Source organism: Acidovorax temperans (assembly GCF_028596105.1).
Classification (GTDB): domain Bacteria; phylum Pseudomonadota; class Gammaproteobacteria; order Burkholderiales; family Burkholderiaceae_C; genus Acidovorax; species Acidovorax temperans.
Window position 1 is genome coordinate 2,417,917 of the sequence record NZ_CP117193.1, and the last position, 16,498, is coordinate 2,434,414.

A 16,498-nucleotide genomic window follows, 5' to 3' on the forward strand; every position below is an offset into this window, starting at 1 on the left:
CCCTTGTCTACCCCTGTTCGTTGTCGTTCTTATTACCGGCGGCTGAATTTTCGCGCTTTACGGCCTCGGTGAGGAGGCGCAGGTATGGATTGTCCGGAGGCATTTCCTGGAACAGCGCTTCGGGAGCGCTCAGCAGGTAGCCGTGCAGTCGCCTGGATTTGCGCGGCCCCGTGACTTCGCAGGTCCAGATATTCAGCCCGCTTGCTTGCTTGCGGTGCAGGCCCAGCTTCTCAAAACGCTTCTGCACCCACTGCCATCCCTCCAGGTTCTCCGGTTTCGCCAGTGCGGCAATTTGCAGATGTTCTTGCGCATAGCGCTGGAAGACGCCGGGGCTCACCAAGTAGGCCGTTCCCACGACGCTATGCACCAAGGCTTTGGCGTCGTTGATGATGAGCTTGTGCGTCTGGATACCCTGACGCAGCCAGGCCATGAAATGCTCGCCGGAAGGCTCCGGCCGATCCTGGGATGGCGCGGGGCTCACCTGCGGCAGCACCGTAGGCGCCGGTGGCGAGGCCGGCTCGGGGTCGCTCGGAGCCTCCGGCGCTACGGGTGGGGCCGTGTCACTCAGCAGATCGAGCAGCGCGGCCACGCCGTTGTCGGCGGGCACGGGCGCGGTCGGCGCGGTGCTCGGTGGCACGGTATCGGCGCTTTCCAAGCCCGGCGCTTCGGCTGCCGGTGCCTGTGGCGTCGGCGCCCCTGGTTCCTCGTCAGCCTGCACGCGACCCGCGAACGGTGCCGGCCGGTCTGCCGCATCCCAGACCATGGCCGGAGACAGCTTCAGGAAGGTGAAGCTGTGCGACCAGCCGGCATCGCTGGTGACGGTGGCCTTCCAGATCGCCTTGCCGTCCGGTGTGGCCAAGGCGATGCCGTGATCCTGCAGCACGTTGAACACCGCCGTGTTGCTGGCCGGGATGCCGTCGATGCCCTGCGACAGCAGATGCGCGCGCAACTTGTCCGAGACGGTCTTGCTCACCAGCCAGAGCGCGTCCTGGGTCAGCCAGCCATCCGAGGCCTGGGGTTGGTTCAGCTTGAACTCTTCCTTCAGGAGGTAGCGCAGGCCATCGAGCAGCTTGCGCTGCAGTGCGTGCCGGGGCGCTGCCAGGGCCTTGCTCGGATCGCCGCCGAGTTCCTGGGCGACCGATGCCTGGTCCGCCTGCACGACCAGTTCTCCGAGCATGCCGGCATGCTCGTACTGGCCGGCCAGCACGTACAGCAGCGCGGCCCAGAGGTCGGGATAGCCGGCGAGCCAGTCGAAGATGCCCGGATCGAGCAGCCGGGCGTAGAGCAGCCCGGTGGCGGCGCTGTGCAGCCGGTATTCGCGCTCCCTGCGGTAGCGGAAGCGGTACGGCCGCCGCAGCGGGCCGTGCCAGGGGTGCCAGACCGTGCCGTCTGCGTACTCGACGTGCAGGTCGACCGCGATCTTGCCGATGTCGTGCAGCAGCGCCGCGTAGGCGGTGCCTGCGGTCCAGGCCTCGGCCTGGGCGGCTTGCGTCTCCGGCGTGGCGCCGGCGGGCAGCAGATGCGACTGCCGCAGCTTGAGCGCGTAGGCGACGATCTCCAGGCCGTGGTCCAGCATGCCGCCCGGATAGGCGTGGTGATGGGCCTCCGACGCGGGGAATTGCTGGACCAGCTCGGCGTAGCGTTCCAGCGGGGCGAGGTACAGCGTGACGAACTGCCGGCGCGACAGCGAGGTGCGCTGCCAGATGTGTTCCAGCAGCTTCTGTCGGCGCGGTGCCGCCAGCAGCGATGCGGCCGGCTCCGGCCGCATCAGCCCTTTGCCGGGCTCGGCGGGAGGTTTGGGCGTTGGCGCACTGGCGGCAGGCGACACCCGTTTGCGTTGGAACAGCGAAAGCATGGCGAACCCCGGACGGCGGGCCGGTCGGGAGAGCCTTTTGGCCTTTTCGGGTAGGGCCTTTCCCCTTGGCCCCATTCCCTTGCCCCTTCCCCAGCCCTTTGGCCTTTACGGAAACCTTTGGATATAGGGCAACGACGCCTGCCGAACCACAACCAATGCGGGTTTGGCCCAAGTCGGATTGATGCGGGAAGGCTGGCTGTGCCGCCCCTACGATGGAGCCGTTTCATCGACCGGACGGAGCACCATGCACACCCAGATTGACAAGGTAAGGAAATTTCCTTACCATCCAGGCATTGCCATCAGGAGTGCCGCCATGCCCGAAATCCACGAAGTCGCGACGCTGACCTCCAAGGGTCAGATCACGCTGCCCAAGTCCATCCGGCAAGCGCTGGGCGTGGACACCGGCGGCAAGGTGGCGTTCGACCTGCGCGGCGGCGAAGTCGTCGTGACCCGCGCCGACGCCGACCATGAAGACCCGGCCATCGGCGCCTTCCTGGGGCTGCTGGAAGCGGACATCCGGGCCGGGCGGCACGTCCAGTCCCTGCCGGACGATCTGGCGCGGGCCATGCTGGCCAACGCGCACCACGCGGTGAACCTCGATGAAGACATCGAAGGCGAAGTGGCGCTCTGATGCAGCGGCACGGTTGGACGCTCCTGTTCCACGAGGGCGTGATCGAGCAGTTGCGCAAGCTGCACGCGGCCGCGGAACGGGCCGAACAGAACGACCCGCAGGGGTTCGAGAGCAACGCCAACGTCAAGCTGTTCCGGGCGTTGAGCCAGTTGATCATGGATGTCGTGCCGAGCGATCCTGCGCGCGACGAATTCCGCCAGGGCAACACCTTGGGGCCGGCCTACCGGCACTGGCGGCGCGCGAAGATCGGGAGGCGGTTCCGGCTGTTCTTCCGCTACGACTCCAAGGCCAAGGCGATCGTGTTCGCCTGGGTCAACGACGAGCAGACCTTGCGGTCGGCGGGCAGCAAGTCCGACCCCTATGCGGTGTTCGAGAAGATGTTGGGACGCGGCAACCCGCCGGACGATTGGGCGGCGCTGGTGGCCGCAAGCCAGGCCGACTGGCGCGCAGTAGACAAGGACTAGACCGCGGTTGAAGAACAGCACAGGTTTCAATCGCAACACGGACAGGGATCACAGCCACACGACAGGATGAACATGAGGTAGCCACCATGAAGACCGCCGCACAGACCACCTTCGCAGAACGCCTCGGCCGGACACTGGGCCGGGCGTGGAGAGGCTGCGCGCGTCTGGATCAGCGGGCGCAGGGCTGGCTGCTCGCGCGGGGATGGGCGCCTGGTATTGCCAAGGCCGCGCTGCTGGCCGTCAAGCTCGCTGCGATCGGTGTCCTGCTCTACACCGCGTTCTGGCTGGCGCTGTTGCTTGCGTTCGCGCTGGTCGGCGCCTGGGTAGTCCGCAACGACGATGCGAGCTACGACGAGGAACACAAGCCGGAATGGCGATACGGCCCTGCCGGGTACGGCCTCTACACCCATGACGATTACCGGATCGACCCCCACGATCCAGAAGACGAGCAAGCCTAGAGGCATTACTTCGCTGCTTTCATAGCGACACCCGCACCCCTGCCGCCAGCAGCTTGGGCATCCCTGGTTCCTGCCGCCAGCCCTTGAATTGCCGTTCCCGCGCGCACGCCTACCCAGCCCAGCGCAGCCACCCAGAAGGTAGGCAGCACGATGAACATCGTCGCCATGACGAAGTTCAGCAGCATGTCGCCGAAGGCGTTGTTCAGGCCGATCAGCGGATCGAAGTTGCTGTGCGGCCGGTTCGCGCCGAACCCCCAGCCGTAGAGCGCATCGAGGATGGTGGAATCCAGCCAGCGCGCGAGCTGGAACCAGAAGTCCACGAAGAACAGCGCGAACTGCACGCAGCTCACCGCGACCAGCGCCTTCAGCTCGTAGGTGCCGAAGACCAGCACCAGCGGGATGCAGATCACCAGCGCCATCTTGAGCAGCGACAGCACCATCGGCAGCGCCTGGCGCACCACGTCCATCGCCGGGAAGAAGCCCAGCGAGCCCATGGTCATCCCCAGGTCGCCGGCGCCGCGCGTCACGACGTTGGGCAGCGTCTTCTCGATCTGGCCGCCGTAGTCGGTGTAGACCGAACCCTGGTTCATCTTCTGCTGCCGCGGCGAGACCACGGCGCGGATCACCGAGTCGTTCACCTCGGCCTGCGACAGGAAGCCCGCCCAGCGGCCGATGCGCGTCAGCAGGTCGGGATCGACCTGGGCCAGCAGGCGCGCGCGCAAGCCGCTGCCGCCGTCCGACCACCACTGCCGGCACGTGGGGTAGCCCCCGCCGCTGTCCACCTGGGCCAGCCCTGCATCGCGCGTCGCGTCGTAGGGCCAGGCCGTGCGCGGCGTGTTGGAGTGGTAGGTGTCGTAGAAGCCCGCGTTGTTCAGGAAGTAGCTCGAACCGATCCAGGTCACGTCGTTCATCTGCTCGTCGGAGAGTGCGGGCCGAGACATGAACAGCTTGGCGCGCGAGGGGCCGTAGCAGTCATGCACGAAGTCGCCGACCTCCTGGGCCAGCACCGGGTCGTCGATGCGCGTGGCATCCACGTCCATGCGCATCTGACGCAGATCCGTCCCGCAGGGGATGGCCGCCACCGCGCCGCCCGTCACCGCCTTCGAGATGGCGTGCATGAAGAACCACCACACCGGCACCAGCGCGCTCTGGTTGTTGAGCGTGGTGTAGGCGTTCGACCATCCCGTGTCGGTGGGCTGCGGGACACTGACCTGGCATTGCGCGGAGCGCGTCGTGTCGAACTTGATGGTGCTGAGGTCGACTGGAATGAAGGGAATGCCGGCGAACAGGATGACGACGATCGCCACCCACACGCGGTTCTCGATGCGCATCGAGGACAGCACCCCCTTGTTGCCCTCGTCGGCGCCCTCGGCCCGCGCGCGCAGCCATTCCTGAACCACGATGACCACGAACGGCAACGCGAACACGCCGCTGGCCACGAGGATGTTCCAGATGCCGTTGCTGACGATCCACCCGACCAGGGTCAGGTAATACTCCAGGTAGTCCGTTGTGTTGAGCGTCATGGCGTTCTCCGGGGCTCAGCCATTGCGCAGTAGCTGGCTGCCTTCGAGCAGCACGAGGGTGGCGACGGCCGCGATCTCGACGCGCAGCAGGCGCTGGTGCGCCTCGGCCGACGGCTCGCGTTCGCGCAGGCGCCGACGCATCCACCACCAGCCGCAGGCCGTCGCCGCGTAGAGCAGCAGCCGCCAGACGAGGAAGTGGCCCGAGTGCTCGCGCAGCCACTGCTCCCAGCCGTCGATGCTGCCGACGACGTGCAGGCCGACGACGTTCACGCCGACCGCGATGCCCGCCACCAGCAGCACCCACAGCAGCACGATGCCGACGCGGCGGCCGAGCAGCCATGCCGGCCGCAGCCAGGCCCGGCTGGTCATGGCCCGCTCCGCGGCTTCTGCACTTCCTTGAGGCGGTCGCGCGTCGTGTCGCCCTCGAAGATGCCGCGCGAGCCCGCGGCGCGGGTGCCGTGGCGCTGCACGATCGCCATCGCCGAATTGCCGGCCAGCGTGCGCCGCAGCTCCAGCTCGGTCTTGAGGTTGTTGATCTCCTGCTCCAGCGCGGTGTTCTCTTGATCGACGGCCTTCACGGCCAGCTCGTTGGCGGCGACGTTGGGCTCCTTCTTGCCGGTCAGCAGCGTGCGCTGCAACAGCAGGGCCTTCTCCAGCACGCTCGACAGCGCGGCTTCGGACGCCAGGCGCTTGCCGAGCAGGTCTTGATCGGGTTCGTCGCGCAGCGCCTCGATCACGCCGCGCGTGATCGGCAGCGAGTTGCTGCCGGCGGCTTCGAGGTTCGCCACCGTCGTCGGCTTCGCGCCCGTCACCAGCTCCTGCAGCGCCTGCAGCTTGGTCTCGTACTCTTCCTGGATCACCGGCGTCAGGCCGACGCCAGGCGTCGTCTGCGTCTTGGTGCAGGTCTCGCAGGTGCGTTGCTCGCGCTCGCCGAGCACGCGGGTCGCGAAGTCCGCTGCGGCCTGCGGCGAGGACCAGGTTTGGCAGGTCAGCCGGTTGCCGCAGGACGCGCGCGGGATGGATGAGGTGTCGCTGACACCGCGACTGTTGAGCAGGTTGTAGCCGGCACGGGTCACATCACCGACCACCTTGATGGAACCCTGGCCCGAGCCGCCCGCGTTGCCGCCGCCCACCCAGGGCACGCCGTTGTTGCCCTTGTTCGATTCGGCCTGCTCGACGGCGGACACCGCATCGGTGCTGCTCACCGCATCGCGCAGCGCGAAACCTTCGGCGAGCTGATCCCACCCGGCCTGGCCGCCGGCCATGTCCGCCATCCGGTTGGCCATCGCCTTGCACGTCAATTTGCTGCGGTCGAAATCGAGCCGCGCCTGCAGCACGCCGTTGGTCAGCAGGTTGTAGAGGCCCGGATCGGCACGCTGGATGATCAGGGCCGGCAGCGACGCCACGGCGCTGGTGGCGCTCTGGATCACCGAGGACATGATCTGCTGAAAGCCATTGGTGAGGCCGTTCAACTGGTTCTGCAGCGTCGTCGTGATGCTCATGTTTCCGCAGATCAGGTTGCTGTTCCAGCCGATGCCCACGCCGATGCTCTGCATGTTCCCGGCGCCGCCCATGGACACGGCCCGGCCGCCGCCGATGCTGTAGAGCACGTCGTCGCCGATGACGCTGCCGCTCACGCCGACGCCGGTGGGGCCGATGCGGGTCTGCGCCCAGGCGACGCCGGCTGCGGCCGTGACGGCGCAGGCGAGCGCGATGCTGAGCGCGTAGGGCCTGGCGCGCTGTGCGAAACGGGAAAGGGACGCTTTCATGGGAACACCTCAGAGGAAATCGACGCTGCCGAGGAAGACCTGCCCGCGGCGCTGGCAGCAGGCATAGGGCCGCCACAGCGCCCAGGCGTAGTCGCCTTGCTGGGCCTGCACGCGCGTATTGCTGTGCGGGAACACAGCGCAGGAGTTGGAGAGGGTCGGCGTCAGCTCCTGCCACTTGCCCGTGGAGGCATCGCTCTCCATCAGGGCGCCGGCCGGCCAGTAGCCGTCGCTCGAACTCGCGAGCAGCGGCTGGTAGACGTGCGGCTGCATGCGCCGCGTGACGACATCGCCCGCGCGCTGCGCGACGACGGCGCCGCTCTTGTAGTCGTCGGTCTGGTGCAGGAAGCCGCCGCGCGGATAGACGTTGCCCCACAGGTTGAGCGTCGTGCGGCCGCCGATCTCGCGCATGCCGGGGATCAGCGCCTCGGGGTACACCATCTCCGGCACGTTGTAGCGCCAGGCCAGCGTGTCGAGGGTGCTCAGCAGGTACGGCATGAAGGCCGTGCCTGCGCCCTGGCAGGCGTAGCCGGAGGCGCTGGCGAACTGGCTGAATACCGAGCCACCGGGATGCCCGATCACGTCGGCGTTCTTGAACTTCGCCAGGTTGTTCTCGTTGTCGTGGTTCGTCGTCCCGTCGCCGCCGGCCTGCGCCGTGGGGTTGGGCATGCTCATGGCGCGCACCTCGATCCACGGGTTCTCGCCGGTGTTGCTGTAGCTCGATACCACGGCGTCGGGCACGTAGTGGCGCACCTTCACCGAGGTGCGCACCGTGCAGCCCGTCCAGGTGCAGAACAACCAGTAGCAGATGCCGACCACGCGGTACTCCAGGCAGTCGGGCGACAGGGCCGAGGACACGATGGTGGCCGTGTTCAGCGCGAACGTCGAAGCGGCGCCGCCGAGCAGCACCGAGGCGATGGCAAGGCGGGCCCGGCGCGACGACGCCGACAGCAGGCGGTTCATGGCTGTGCCCTCCGGTGGGATTCGATGCGGGCCACGGCGCGCGCGACATCGGGCTCTCCGTAGACCACGTAGCGGCGATCGACCACCACGGCGGGCACCTTGGCCAGCCCTAAGCCCCAGGCGTCGGCGACGCCCTGGTAGGCGCTGCCGATGCGGCGCTGCAGTGCCTGGCCGCCATCGCGCAGGCGTTGCTGCACGAGCGCGGCCGCGCGGCCCGGATCGGCAGGCAGGCCCGCGGCCAGCTCGGCCTCGATGCGCTCGGGCAGGTCCAGCTCGATCACGCGCGCGCCGGATGCGGACTGCACGGGATGGCGGCTGTCGGTCACGACCAGCACGTCGGCTGCGGATGCGTCCTGTCCGAGCAGGCACAGCAGCAGCCCTCCCGCGCAGGCGATGCGCGTGGCCCGCAGCCGCGGGATGGGTTTCAAGAAGGGAGCCGTCATGGCGGGCGTCCTGGGAATGAGAGCAAGGCTCTAGTCGAACGCCGAAGGCAGTCCACCCGCGACAAGGAATCCGCACCGCGCGCGCTCCGCTTTGGGCAGACAGGTGAAAGAAAAAGCGGGAGCCGAGGCTCCCGCGGGGACCGAGCGGTCAGCGGCGCTACAGCAGGCCGGATTCGGCGAAGGAGTACGGCGTGCCTTTGCCGACGATGAGGTGATCCACCACCCGGACATCGACCATCGCCAGGGCGGCTTTGAGCCGGTCGGTCAGCACCTGATCGGCGGCCGATGGCACGGTCATGCCGGATGGATGCTGGTGGGCCAGGATGACCGCCGAGGCGTTGAGGGCCAGGGCGCGCTGCACCAGCACCCGCGGGTACACCGAGGTTTGATCGACCGTGCCCTTGAACATCGGCTCGTAGGCGAGGACTTGGTGCTGACAGTTGAGGAACACGACGGAGAAGACCTCGTTGGGCTCCGCGACCAGCTTCAGATGCAGGTAGTCGCGCACGGCGGCGGGACTGTTCAGCATCGGACCGGCCTTGAAGATGCGTTGCTCCAGCAAGGTGATGGCCTGGCGGATGATCCAGTCTTCGTGCTGGGCGGCGATCAGGCTGAGCGACTCGGGACACGAGTCGGCGACGACATAGGACATGGCGAACCTCCACGGGATGAAGTCGGAGGACGCCTGTCCCGGGAGGGACAAACCCTCCGGGGGACGATGAAGAACAAGCGGCAGAAGAGCGGGCATCCGCCACCGCATGCGCAGTGGCTGTTCGCGTCCAGGGATGCGCAGCGAACGGGGTCGATCAGCGCGGCCAAGCCGCGTCGTAGCCTTGAAGATCGTGGCTACCTGGGCATGTCGCCGAGAGACTCGGCAGGCATTTCCTTCGATGCGGGTTCGGTCGCTGCACCGGCCGCCAGCAGGTCGATCGCGGACAGCAAGGCATCTCCTTCGACCGGGCCGTGCAGCAGCAGCGTCTTGCCGGACTGGCGATCCTGCAGGCGCAGCGTGGGCGTGACCTTGATGCCCTCCTGCGCCGCGCTCGCCGACTGTGCGCGGATCAGCGTGTCGGGGCGGTCGCTGTCGAGGCAGTGCTGCGCGGCCGGCGTGAGGTCGGGATAGCGCAGGCCCTCGGGCAGGCCCTGACCGTCGCCACGGGTGTGCGTGTAGACCCACTCGGCAGCCTGCCAGAACGCGGCCTGGCCGCCGGCCTCGCCGACGCACTCCACCAGGCGCGCACCGGCGGACGCCGCCGGCTCGTGCAACGGCAACGGCAGGTGGTGCCATTGCCAGCTCACGTCAGGGTGCGCGTCGATCCAGCGCTTGAGCACCGCGAAGTACGCGCGGCAGAACGGGCATTCGAGGTCGGCGTACTCGACCACCGTGAAGCGCGCATCGGCGCGGCCATAGCGCCAGGGCGGGCCGGCTGGCGCCGTTGCCGGCGCAGGCGTTGCTTCTGCCGAAGGAGAATCGGGCTCGGCGGGTGGCGACGGCGGCCGCAGGCCGAGCCACGCGGCCGTGGTCAGGGCCGCGGCCGCCAGCAGCGCGACGACAAGGACGGTGCGGGACGGCGCGAAGCGAGGGATGCGCATCGTGGACTCCCCGTCACGCCAGCGCATCGAGCGCCAGCGGCTCGATGCTGCGGGCGCGGTCGATCTTCTCGGCGATCTTGAAAGCGGCATCCAGTTCGCCGATGCCGTACTGCTGCATCAACTGGAAACGCTCGGCCTTCTCTTCCGGCTCGGTCTGAGCCAGCGCCAGGTACAGGCTGGGCGGCACCGCACGGAACAGCACTTCCATGCTCTTGGAAAGGATCACGCCCTCGCTGAACTTGCCGGCCTCCTTGCGGGCCGACAGCATCAGCGCCTTCTGCGCCGCGTTCAGCTCGCGGAAGCGCGCGATCTTCTCCACTTCGTCCGGTGGCATCGAGAGGCAGATCCACCACTCGATCATGTTGAGCATGGGCTCGGCGGCCTTGGGCAGGTCGTCGATGTTCTGCGTCGCCAGCCAATACCAGGCGCCGAGCTTGCGCCACATCTTCGTGATCTTCACGACGTAGGGCGCGAGCAGCGGGTTCTTGGTGATGATGTGCCCCTCGTCCGTCACGTTGATGATCGGGCGGCCGAGGAACTGGTCGCGCTCGGCGATGTTGTTGACCGTGTTGATGAGGCTGATGTAGGCGATGGAAAGCTGCGCGTTGTAGCCCTCGCGTGCGAAGGTCGCCAGATCGACGATGGTGATGTCGGCCTCGGGCCAGGGCGTGCCGGGCCGGTCGAACATCTCGCCGTCCACGCCCTGGCAGAACATATCCATCGCGTCGGCCATTTCCAGCAGCCGCGCGCGCCGCACCTCGGGCAGTGCCGTGTCGCGGGCGCGCTCGCGCAGCGCATCGCGCACGTCGCGCGTGAGGACGGTGCGCTGGTCGGCCACGCAACGCTGAGCCGCATCTAGGATGCACTGGCGGATCAGGCTGCGGTCGGCGCGCGTCATGCGCGCCTCTTCCTTGTCCTCGCCGCCGGTAATCATCAGCCGCGCGGTGATCTCCAGTTCGCCCAGCACGTCACGCTGCTCGTCGGCATCCGCTGCCTGTGCCGCCTCGTCGCGATCCTCGTCCAGGGCGTCGGCATCCAGCGTCTGCACCTGGCTGGGCGTTTCGACCAACCGGTGGGCGTCGGCGAACGGAGCGAGGCTTACCCCGGCGCCGGGCGCGAGCTTGATGCGATGTACCTTCATGCCCAGCCGCGCCGCGAAGTCGCCGAACAAGCCGAAGCTGTTGCCCGCCTCCACGATGAACAGGCGCGGCCGGTAGATCGCCGTCACCTGGTTCAGGATGTTGTTGAGCGTGGCGCTCTTGCCCGAGCCGGTGGGGCCGAACAGGAACAGGTGGGCGTTCATCTGCCGGTCGAGCCGGTTCAGCGGGTCGAAGGTGATCGGCCCGCCGCCGCGGTTGAAGAACGTGATGCCCGGATTGCCGGTTCCCTGGCTGCGGCCCCACACGGGCGCGAGGTTCGCCGCGTGCTGCGCGAACATCAGTTGCGTGTACCACTGGCGCTTGTCGGCGGCCGGATCGAACACGCACGGCAGCCAGCGCAGGTAGCTGTTGAGCGGCGCCACTTCGTCTTCCTCGCGCACCGGCTGCAGGCCCGCGTTGAGCATGACGTTGACCAGTTGCAGGCCGCGGGCGTCGAGCTGCGCGAGGTCGCGCCCGCGCAGGTAGAAGGCCAGCGCGCCGCGGTACAGCTTGTGCGCGCTGCCGATCAGGCCGCGCGCTTCCTGCACGTCGCGGCGCGTCTGCTCCGAGGCCAGCGTCTCGCCGACCGACTTCTTGCTCAGGTGGTTCAGGTGCGCTTCGAGCACGTCCTGCGGCGTCGCCACGACCGTCAGGCACATCACCGTGTCCTCGGGCATCTGGTCGAACAGCGCGTTGACCGCATCGCCGCCCTTGCGCGTCTCGCCAGTGACGTGGCCCGTGGCGGGCGGCATGCGCAGCCGGTCCATCACGATGACCCGGTGCGGCATGCCGTCGAACACCCAGGTGCCGTTCGCCACGTCCGAGCGCGGCTGGCCGAAGAACAGGCGCTGCGCGAAGTCCCCGCTGGCCAGCTCGATCTCGCCTTGCTCGGCTTCCTCGGGGTAGCGGGTCAGCGCGTAGAAGCACTCGCGGTCGTCGGCGGCAGGGCCAAGCATGGTGGGGTGCGGATTGAACCAGCGCAGCAGCCAGTCGTGGATGTCGTGCGCCTCCATGCGCCGGGCCTTCACGCCCGCATTGGCGAGGCCACCTGCGAGCCGGTCGCAGATCGTCGTCAGCGCCTGCTCGGGCGACTGGCCGCGCCGGGACGCGCCAGACGCACTCGCGCGCCGGTAGACCACCATGCGCACGCGCCGCACCTGGCCGCGCCACGGCAGGCGCGTCACCGTCGTGTCCTCGAACAGGCCGCCGGGCTTGGCGATGGCGCGCAGGTGATGCCCGAAGAAGCGCAGGTAGAAGTCCGTGAAGGCGCTGCCTTGCGCGCGCGGCCGCACGTAGTTCGTGAGCCCGCGCAGGTAGTTGTCCCAGGTTGCTTCGTCCTGGGCGTAGAGCTGCACCACCCAGGGGTTCTCGTCGAGTTCGTCGAACGAGTCCTGCAGCGCGTTCTCCAACGCATCGCGCGCCTGCCACAGCCAGGCCATCTCGCGGCCCTCGGTGCCGACCGGCGCCAGCTCGAAGAAGGCCGCCACCGACTGGCCGTCTTCCAGCAGCACGCTCTTGGAGTCGGGCAGATACTCCACCCAGGGGAGCAGGTCGGCGAAGGACGGCGCCACGCCGTAGAGTGCCTGCAGGTCCGCCTCGGTGGCCGGCCGGCGCGGCTGGCCGCCCACCGCGCTGCCGGGCTCGGGAACACCGTGCGCGGCCAGCGTCGAGACATGCTGCGACCAGGCGTCATCGGCCTCCAGGCTGGGGCCGGCAGGCGTGGCGACCTTGCGTGCCCAGGGCAACGACCAGGCCATCAGTAGTCCTCCAGGCGCTCGCCAGGCATCGCGTACTGCACGCGCTGGTAGAGCGGGAACACGGTGGTGTAGCCGGGCACGGGAACCGGGTCGGTGCCGGCCAGGTGCGGGAACACGTACATCACCAGGTCCGGGTTCGGCAGCCGGTGGAACTGGCGGTAAATCTCGTTGGCCGCGGTGCGCGTGTAGGCGGCAGCGGCGGCGGGCGCCGCCTGCACGTCGGCCTCGGTCAGCGGCCGGCGCAGGCCCTGGCGCGCATCGAGCAGTTGCCGGGCGGCTTGTCCGCCACCGGCGCTGCCGCCCGTCTCCTGGTTCCACACGTCGAGCATGGTGTGATCGCCGTGCGGCAGCAGCTCGTCCTTGCTGGTGGCGCAGCCGCCCAGCACCATGACCGCGCACAGGGCCGCGGCCGATTCAATCCAAATCCGACGCATGGGCACCTCCGATGCGGTGATTGACCCGGCGCCCCTTGGCGTCGTAGTCGATGTTGAGCGGCTGCTCCAGATGCACGGCGACCTTGGCACCGGGCCGCACGTAGACTGCGGCGAAGGCCTGCCCGTAGAGCTTGTTGACCCAATCGGCCATGTCGCGCACGCCGCCGGCCAGGATGCGGCCCATTGCCTCGTTGCCGCTGATGCCGACGGTGCCGAGCGAACCGTTGCTGTTGGCGACCACGGCCACGCTGCCGTTGTCCGACTTGATGAGGGACGCCGCTCCAGCCCCGGCCGCGGTGATGAGGGCCTGCGAGCCCAGGTACTGCTGCGCGTTGCTGCGCCGCTCGCCGCTGACGCAGGGGATGCCGTAGGGATCGCTGATCCAGCCCAGGCCGCCCTGCGTCGTGCTGTTCGCGCTGTTGCCCTGATTGCCGCTGCTCCGATTCCGATTGCCGTCCTCCGGCACGGTGCGGATCGTGCCGTCGTTGAAGACGAACGTGACCGAGCGGATCTGGCCGCGCACGCAGGAAAGCGTCCAGTCGCCCGAGGCCGTGCCGCTGACCACCGCGCCGGCCACGTCGGGGATGTCGATGCCATTGGCGGTGAGGTTGTCGGGGCCGATCAGCACCTTGAAGGGATACGGGTCGTTGACCGTGCCGTCGATCGGCACACGGCCGATCAGCGCGGTCATCGCGATCGAGCCCATCAGCGTCGAGTTCGACGGTACCGTGTAGACCGGCTTGGACGATGCGCCCACGGCGCGGCTGCCTGCATCCGCGACGGTGCTTGCCACGCCGTCGGCCGTGTCGGAAAGCGTCTTCTGCGCCGGCCCGAAGCTGGTCGGGAAGTTCAAGCCGCCGCTGCTGCCGTTTTTCGCCGAGGGTTTCGCATCGTCCGGCTCCACCCAGCGCGTGCCGTTGGTGTTGCGCGCACTGCCGCCCTGGTTGCCACCGAAGCCCTTGCCGTCGCCTTCCTCCAGCCCGAGGCCCACCGGCAGGTCGGCCTGGCCGCTCTTGCCGGAGAGGCCGTCCAGGCGCCGCTGCAGGTCTTGCAGCAGGCCCTGGGTCTGCTGGCGGTCGCCGGCCAACTGCTCGCGGTCCTGCTGCAGGCGGCCGCGCTCGCCGTCGAGCGCGGACTGGATGCGCTGGTCGATCGCGCTTTCCCGCGCGCGCATGCGCTCGTTCTCGGTCTTCTGGTTCTTGTTGTCGTTGAGTGCCGTCTGCAGCTCGTTGCGCAACTGCTTGACCTGGGCCACCAGCGTGGCGACGGTATCGCGTGGCGTGTCGCCTTCGATGCCGAGCGCCTTCATCTCTTCGGGCGTGAGCGGGTTGGCGCTGCCGGGAGGTGCCGGCCTGGCGCTGCGCTCGCCCGAGAAGAGCTTGATGCCGACGAACACCAGCACCAGCGCCATCGGGATCAGCAGCCACTTCAGGAGGGGGTTACTTTTCATCGCGCGCTCCTCCTCCTTCGGCCTGGCCGGCCGCCGCCGGCGGCAGGTTTACCGTCGCGTCGATCGGCGCCACCTTGGGCAGCAGCGACTCGGCCAGGCCGTGGCCACGGGTGACGAGATAGACCACGGTGGTGTCGGCCGCGCGGCCGGCCGGCCCCAGGGTCGGGTGCTGGAAGGTCGCGGCGAGGAAGTCGCCCTGCAGCGCACGCGGATCGAGGTCGAGCCAGCGTCCGGAGGTGTTGGTGAGCTTCACGGCCGTCACCCACTGGTCTTCGAGCCGCCATACGGCCAGCGCCTGCGCGCGCACCGGCAGCGTGGGCAGCAAGGTGTCCAGCGCGAGGTTGCGACGCAGGTTGACGCGGCCGATGCCGGCCATGGGCTCCACGGTGCGCAGCGGCGCGTACAGGTTCTGCGCCGCGTAGCGCGTCAGCACCACGGCCACCGGCGTTGCGCGGCGGGCGGCTGGTGTCGGGCGCTGCGCATCGTCGTCCGCGGTGGCCGAGGGGCTGGCCGGCTCGCCGTAGCGGGTGGCCGGCACATCGCCATCGACGATGCGCACGGGTTCGAGCGCAGGCTGGCCCGCCTTGGCCGGCTCGGCGGCGATGTCCAGCAGGATCAGCGCGCCGGATTCCACGTCCTGTAGTTGCAGCCGCGTGGGCGGGACGGGCGCGCTGGCGCGCAGGTAGATCGCTCCGCCCGTGCTCTGCACGCGCAACTGCTCGCCGACGCCGGCCGGCACGCCGATGCGCACGTTGCGCTCGATGAATACCACGCGCTCCTGGCCGACCACCAGCGGCACGGCCAGCGGCAGGCGCTCCCAGCGCAGGATTTCAACGGCATGGCCCGCGGGCACGAAACCCAGGCAAAACAGAACACCGGCCAGGGCCGGAAGGAAGCAGCGCTTCATGGGGTGTCTCCCTGCAGATTGGCGCCGGGGCTGGCGGGCTTGCCGGCTGACGCCGGGGGCGGCGGAGTTTCGATGCGCTCGGGCGCACGCGCATAGCAGTCCAGCACCAGGCCGAAGGGATTGCGCTCGGGATCGATGTCCATGCGCACGACCTTCAGCGCGTAGCGCACGAGCGCGCGCTTGACCTGCTCTGCGCCCAGATACTCGTCGGCGCTCACGTCCAGCGTGACGATCCAGTCGTTCGCCGACACGGCGCGCACGCGCGCGGCGGGATCGTCGCCGTAGCCGCGGCCGGGAATCTCATAGATGCCGCGCACGCGCTGGCGCAACTCGCCGTTGCTGCGCCGGAACTCGTAGTCCTGTTGCAGGAAGGCCCGGCAGCTCGGTGTGAAGTAGGCCGACAGCCCATGCAGGTTGCGCGGGTAGTCCTGCTCGCCGTTGGTCGGCCAGCGTTGGGCCTGCTGCCAGATGTAGAAGGTGAAGGCGTAGACGCTCTCCGGCGGCACATCCCACCACTTGCGGGTGCTGCCTGAGCGCAGGTCGGGCGGTACGTGGATGGTCAGGCTCTTGGGTGCGCTCCACCATCCGAACCCGAGCAGCAGTGCCACGACAAACAGCGCGGCGGCGAACAGGCGCAGCGTCTTCACATGCGCCTGCAGGTGCATGACCTCGTTCTTGAAGCGGCTCATGCTGTACCTCGGTGAGCGGCTAGGCCGGACCGCTGGCGGCGCGTGGTCCACCAGCCCGAGCGGGTGATGAGCTGGCCGCCGCCCGCGTGGGCCGCCAGCGCGGGATAGCGCAGCGCGAGCCGCCACTGGAGCTGGCGGTACAGCCAGGTGTCGGGCCGGCCGCGCTTCCACCGCCGCAACAGACCGCCGCCCACGAAGACGCCGATGCCGATGCCGGCAACGACCAGCGTGGGCACCATCGCAATGCTGTGGGTCAGCCAGGCCAGCGGCACGCCGGCCACGAACCCGACCGCGCCCGACAGGCCGGCGCAGACCCACAGCTCGTCGGCCGTGAGCCCGCGCACGACCACCGGATGGCGGTTGAGGCGATGCGGCATAAAGGTCACGAGCCCGTCGCGCGGCGGGCTCTCCAGGGCGCCAGCCATG

The 16,498-nt window shown here is 68.7% G+C and carries 17 protein-coding genes; 3 read left to right on the forward strand and 14 right to left on the reverse strand.

Translation table 11 applies throughout. The features are described 5' to 3' along the window. Positions 1-7: 7 nt before the first annotated feature. Complete coding sequence (gene mobH, locus PQV96_RS11395; RefSeq protein ID WP_012761441.1) at positions 8-1,855, reverse strand: MobH family relaxase; 1,848 nt, start codon at positions 1,853-1,855, stop codon at positions 8-10. A gap of 313 nt (positions 1,856-2,168) precedes the next feature. Between mobH and PQV96_RS11400 the strand changes: the two genes are divergently transcribed. The 3 genes from PQV96_RS11400 to PQV96_RS11410 all read left to right on the forward strand — a co-directional run bounded on the left by PQV96_RS11400 (position 2,169) and on the right by PQV96_RS11410 (position 3,408). Beyond that, complete coding sequence (locus tag PQV96_RS11400) at positions 2,169-2,486, forward strand: type II toxin-antitoxin system PrlF family antitoxin (RefSeq protein ID WP_003454724.1); 318 nt, start codon at positions 2,169-2,171, stop codon at positions 2,484-2,486. After that, complete coding sequence (locus PQV96_RS11405; protein ID WP_012761440.1) at positions 2,486-2,950, forward strand: type II toxin-antitoxin system YhaV family toxin; 465 nt, start codon at positions 2,486-2,488, stop codon at positions 2,948-2,950. The genes PQV96_RS11400 and PQV96_RS11405 overlap by 1 nt, the downstream gene beginning before the upstream one ends. An 86-nt stretch (positions 2,951-3,036) precedes the next feature. Continuing rightward, positions 3,037-3,408, forward strand: a complete 372-nt coding sequence (locus tag PQV96_RS11410) for a DUF3742 family protein (RefSeq protein ID WP_012761439.1) — start codon at positions 3,037-3,039, stop codon at positions 3,406-3,408. Between the two features lie 5 nt (positions 3,409-3,413). Here PQV96_RS11410 and PQV96_RS11415 read toward each other — a convergent pair whose 3' ends face one another. The 13 genes from PQV96_RS11415 to PQV96_RS11475 form a co-directional block, all read right to left on the reverse strand. Then, positions 3,414-4,931, reverse strand: a complete 1,518-nt coding sequence (locus PQV96_RS11415) for a conjugal transfer protein TraG N-terminal domain-containing protein (RefSeq protein ID WP_012761438.1) — start codon at positions 4,929-4,931, stop codon at positions 3,414-3,416. 15 nt (positions 4,932-4,946) lie between these two features. Continuing rightward, positions 4,947-5,300 (reverse strand): hypothetical protein, encoded by a 354-nt coding sequence (locus PQV96_RS11420; RefSeq protein WP_012761437.1) that lies wholly within the window; start codon positions 5,298-5,300, stop codon positions 4,947-4,949. Beyond that, on the reverse strand, positions 5,297-6,700 hold the full coding sequence (locus tag PQV96_RS11425) for an integrating conjugative element protein (RefSeq protein WP_012761436.1): 1,404 nt from the start codon (positions 6,698-6,700) through the stop codon (positions 5,297-5,299). The genes PQV96_RS11420 and PQV96_RS11425 overlap by 4 nt, the downstream gene beginning before the upstream one ends. A gap of 9 nt (positions 6,701-6,709) precedes the next feature. Further along, complete coding sequence (locus tag PQV96_RS11430; RefSeq protein WP_012761435.1) at positions 6,710-7,660, reverse strand: TIGR03756 family integrating conjugative element protein; 951 nt, start codon at positions 7,658-7,660, stop codon at positions 6,710-6,712. Beyond that, positions 7,657-8,103: a TIGR03757 family integrating conjugative element protein gene (locus PQV96_RS11435; protein WP_012761434.1), complete on the reverse strand. Its 447-nt coding sequence runs from the start codon at positions 8,101-8,103 to the stop codon at positions 7,657-7,659. Before PQV96_RS11435 ends, PQV96_RS11430 begins: the two co-directional genes overlap by 4 nt. Positions 8,104-8,260: 157 nt before the next feature. After that, positions 8,261-8,755 carry a RadC family protein gene (gene radC, locus PQV96_RS11440; protein ID WP_012761433.1) on the reverse strand — a complete coding sequence of 165 codons (495 nt, stop codon included), beginning with the start codon at positions 8,753-8,755 and terminating at the stop codon, positions 8,261-8,263. Between the two features lie 194 nt (positions 8,756-8,949). After that, entirely contained in the window at positions 8,950-9,696 is a 747-nt protein-coding gene (locus tag PQV96_RS11445) for a DsbA family protein (protein ID WP_012761432.1), read from the reverse strand. 13 nt (positions 9,697-9,709) lie between these two features. Continuing rightward, entirely contained in the window at positions 9,710-12,592 is a 2,883-nt protein-coding gene (locus PQV96_RS11450) for a conjugative transfer ATPase (RefSeq protein ID WP_012761431.1), read from the reverse strand. Beyond that, complete coding sequence (locus PQV96_RS11455) at positions 12,592-13,026, reverse strand: TIGR03751 family conjugal transfer lipoprotein (protein WP_012761430.1); 435 nt, start codon at positions 13,024-13,026, stop codon at positions 12,592-12,594. Before PQV96_RS11455 ends, PQV96_RS11450 begins: the two co-directional genes overlap by 1 nt. Beyond that, entirely contained in the window at positions 13,007-14,476 is a 1,470-nt protein-coding gene (locus PQV96_RS11460; protein WP_012761429.1) for a TIGR03752 family integrating conjugative element protein, read from the reverse strand. The genes PQV96_RS11455 and PQV96_RS11460 overlap by 20 nt, the downstream gene beginning before the upstream one ends. Next, positions 14,466-15,383, reverse strand: coding sequence for a TIGR03749 family integrating conjugative element protein (locus PQV96_RS11465; RefSeq protein WP_012761428.1), 918 nt, complete (start codon positions 15,381-15,383; stop codon positions 14,466-14,468). The genes PQV96_RS11460 and PQV96_RS11465 overlap by 11 nt, the downstream gene beginning before the upstream one ends. Then, positions 15,380-16,072, reverse strand: coding sequence for a PFL_4703 family integrating conjugative element protein (locus tag PQV96_RS11470; protein WP_012761427.1), 693 nt, complete (start codon positions 16,070-16,072; stop codon positions 15,380-15,382). The genes PQV96_RS11465 and PQV96_RS11470 overlap by 4 nt, the downstream gene beginning before the upstream one ends. Next, a complete protein-coding gene (locus PQV96_RS11475; protein WP_012761426.1) occupies positions 16,069-16,497 on the reverse strand; it encodes a TIGR03750 family conjugal transfer protein in 429 nt (142 codons plus the stop codon). The genes PQV96_RS11470 and PQV96_RS11475 overlap by 4 nt, the downstream gene beginning before the upstream one ends. Position 16,498 lies beyond the last annotated feature (1 nt).

What these genes read in the sequence shown, in the direction of transcription:
- PQV96_RS11450 (WP_012761431.1), bottom strand. Translation starts at nt 12,592, where the DNA reads ATGGCCTGGTCGTTGCCCTGGGCACGCAAGGTCGCCACGCCTGCCGGC.
- PQV96_RS11460 (WP_012761429.1), bottom strand. Translation starts at nt 14,476, where the DNA reads ATGAAAAGTAACCCCCTCCTGAAGTGGCTGCTGATCCCGATGGCGCTG.
- PQV96_RS11420 (WP_012761437.1), bottom strand. Translation starts at nt 5,300, where the DNA reads ATGACCAGCCGGGCCTGGCTGCGGCCGGCATGGCTGCTCGGCCGCCGC.
- PQV96_RS11475 (WP_012761426.1), bottom strand. Translation starts at nt 16,497, where the DNA reads ATGGCTGGCGCCCTGGAGAGCCCGCCGCGCGACGGGCTCGTGACCTTT.
- PQV96_RS11465 (WP_012761428.1), bottom strand. Translation starts at nt 15,383, where the DNA reads ATGAAGCGCTGCTTCCTTCCGGCCCTGGCCGGTGTTCTGTTTTGCCTG.
- PQV96_RS11405 (WP_012761440.1), top strand. Translation starts at nt 2,486, where the DNA reads ATGCAGCGGCACGGTTGGACGCTCCTGTTCCACGAGGGCGTGATCGAG.
- PQV96_RS11400 (WP_003454724.1), top strand. Translation starts at nt 2,169, where the DNA reads ATGCCCGAAATCCACGAAGTCGCGACGCTGACCTCCAAGGGTCAGATC.
- PQV96_RS11410 (WP_012761439.1), top strand. Translation starts at nt 3,037, where the DNA reads ATGAAGACCGCCGCACAGACCACCTTCGCAGAACGCCTCGGCCGGACA.
- PQV96_RS11415 (WP_012761438.1), bottom strand. Translation starts at nt 4,931, where the DNA reads ATGACGCTCAACACAACGGACTACCTGGAGTATTACCTGACCCTGGTC.
- PQV96_RS11430 (WP_012761435.1), bottom strand. Translation starts at nt 7,660, where the DNA reads ATGAACCGCCTGCTGTCGGCGTCGTCGCGCCGGGCCCGCCTTGCCATC.
- mobH (WP_012761441.1), bottom strand. Translation starts at nt 1,855, where the DNA reads ATGCTTTCGCTGTTCCAACGCAAACGGGTGTCGCCTGCCGCCAGTGCG.
- PQV96_RS11470 (WP_012761427.1), bottom strand. Translation starts at nt 16,072, where the DNA reads ATGAGCCGCTTCAAGAACGAGGTCATGCACCTGCAGGCGCATGTGAAG.
- radC (WP_012761433.1), bottom strand. Translation starts at nt 8,755, where the DNA reads ATGTCCTATGTCGTCGCCGACTCGTGTCCCGAGTCGCTCAGCCTGATC.
- PQV96_RS11435 (WP_012761434.1), bottom strand. Translation starts at nt 8,103, where the DNA reads ATGACGGCTCCCTTCTTGAAACCCATCCCGCGGCTGCGGGCCACGCGC.
- PQV96_RS11425 (WP_012761436.1), bottom strand. Translation starts at nt 6,700, where the DNA reads ATGAAAGCGTCCCTTTCCCGTTTCGCACAGCGCGCCAGGCCCTACGCG.
- PQV96_RS11445 (WP_012761432.1), bottom strand. Translation starts at nt 9,696, where the DNA reads ATGCGCATCCCTCGCTTCGCGCCGTCCCGCACCGTCCTTGTCGTCGCG.
- PQV96_RS11455 (WP_012761430.1), bottom strand. Translation starts at nt 13,026, where the DNA reads ATGCGTCGGATTTGGATTGAATCGGCCGCGGCCCTGTGCGCGGTCATG.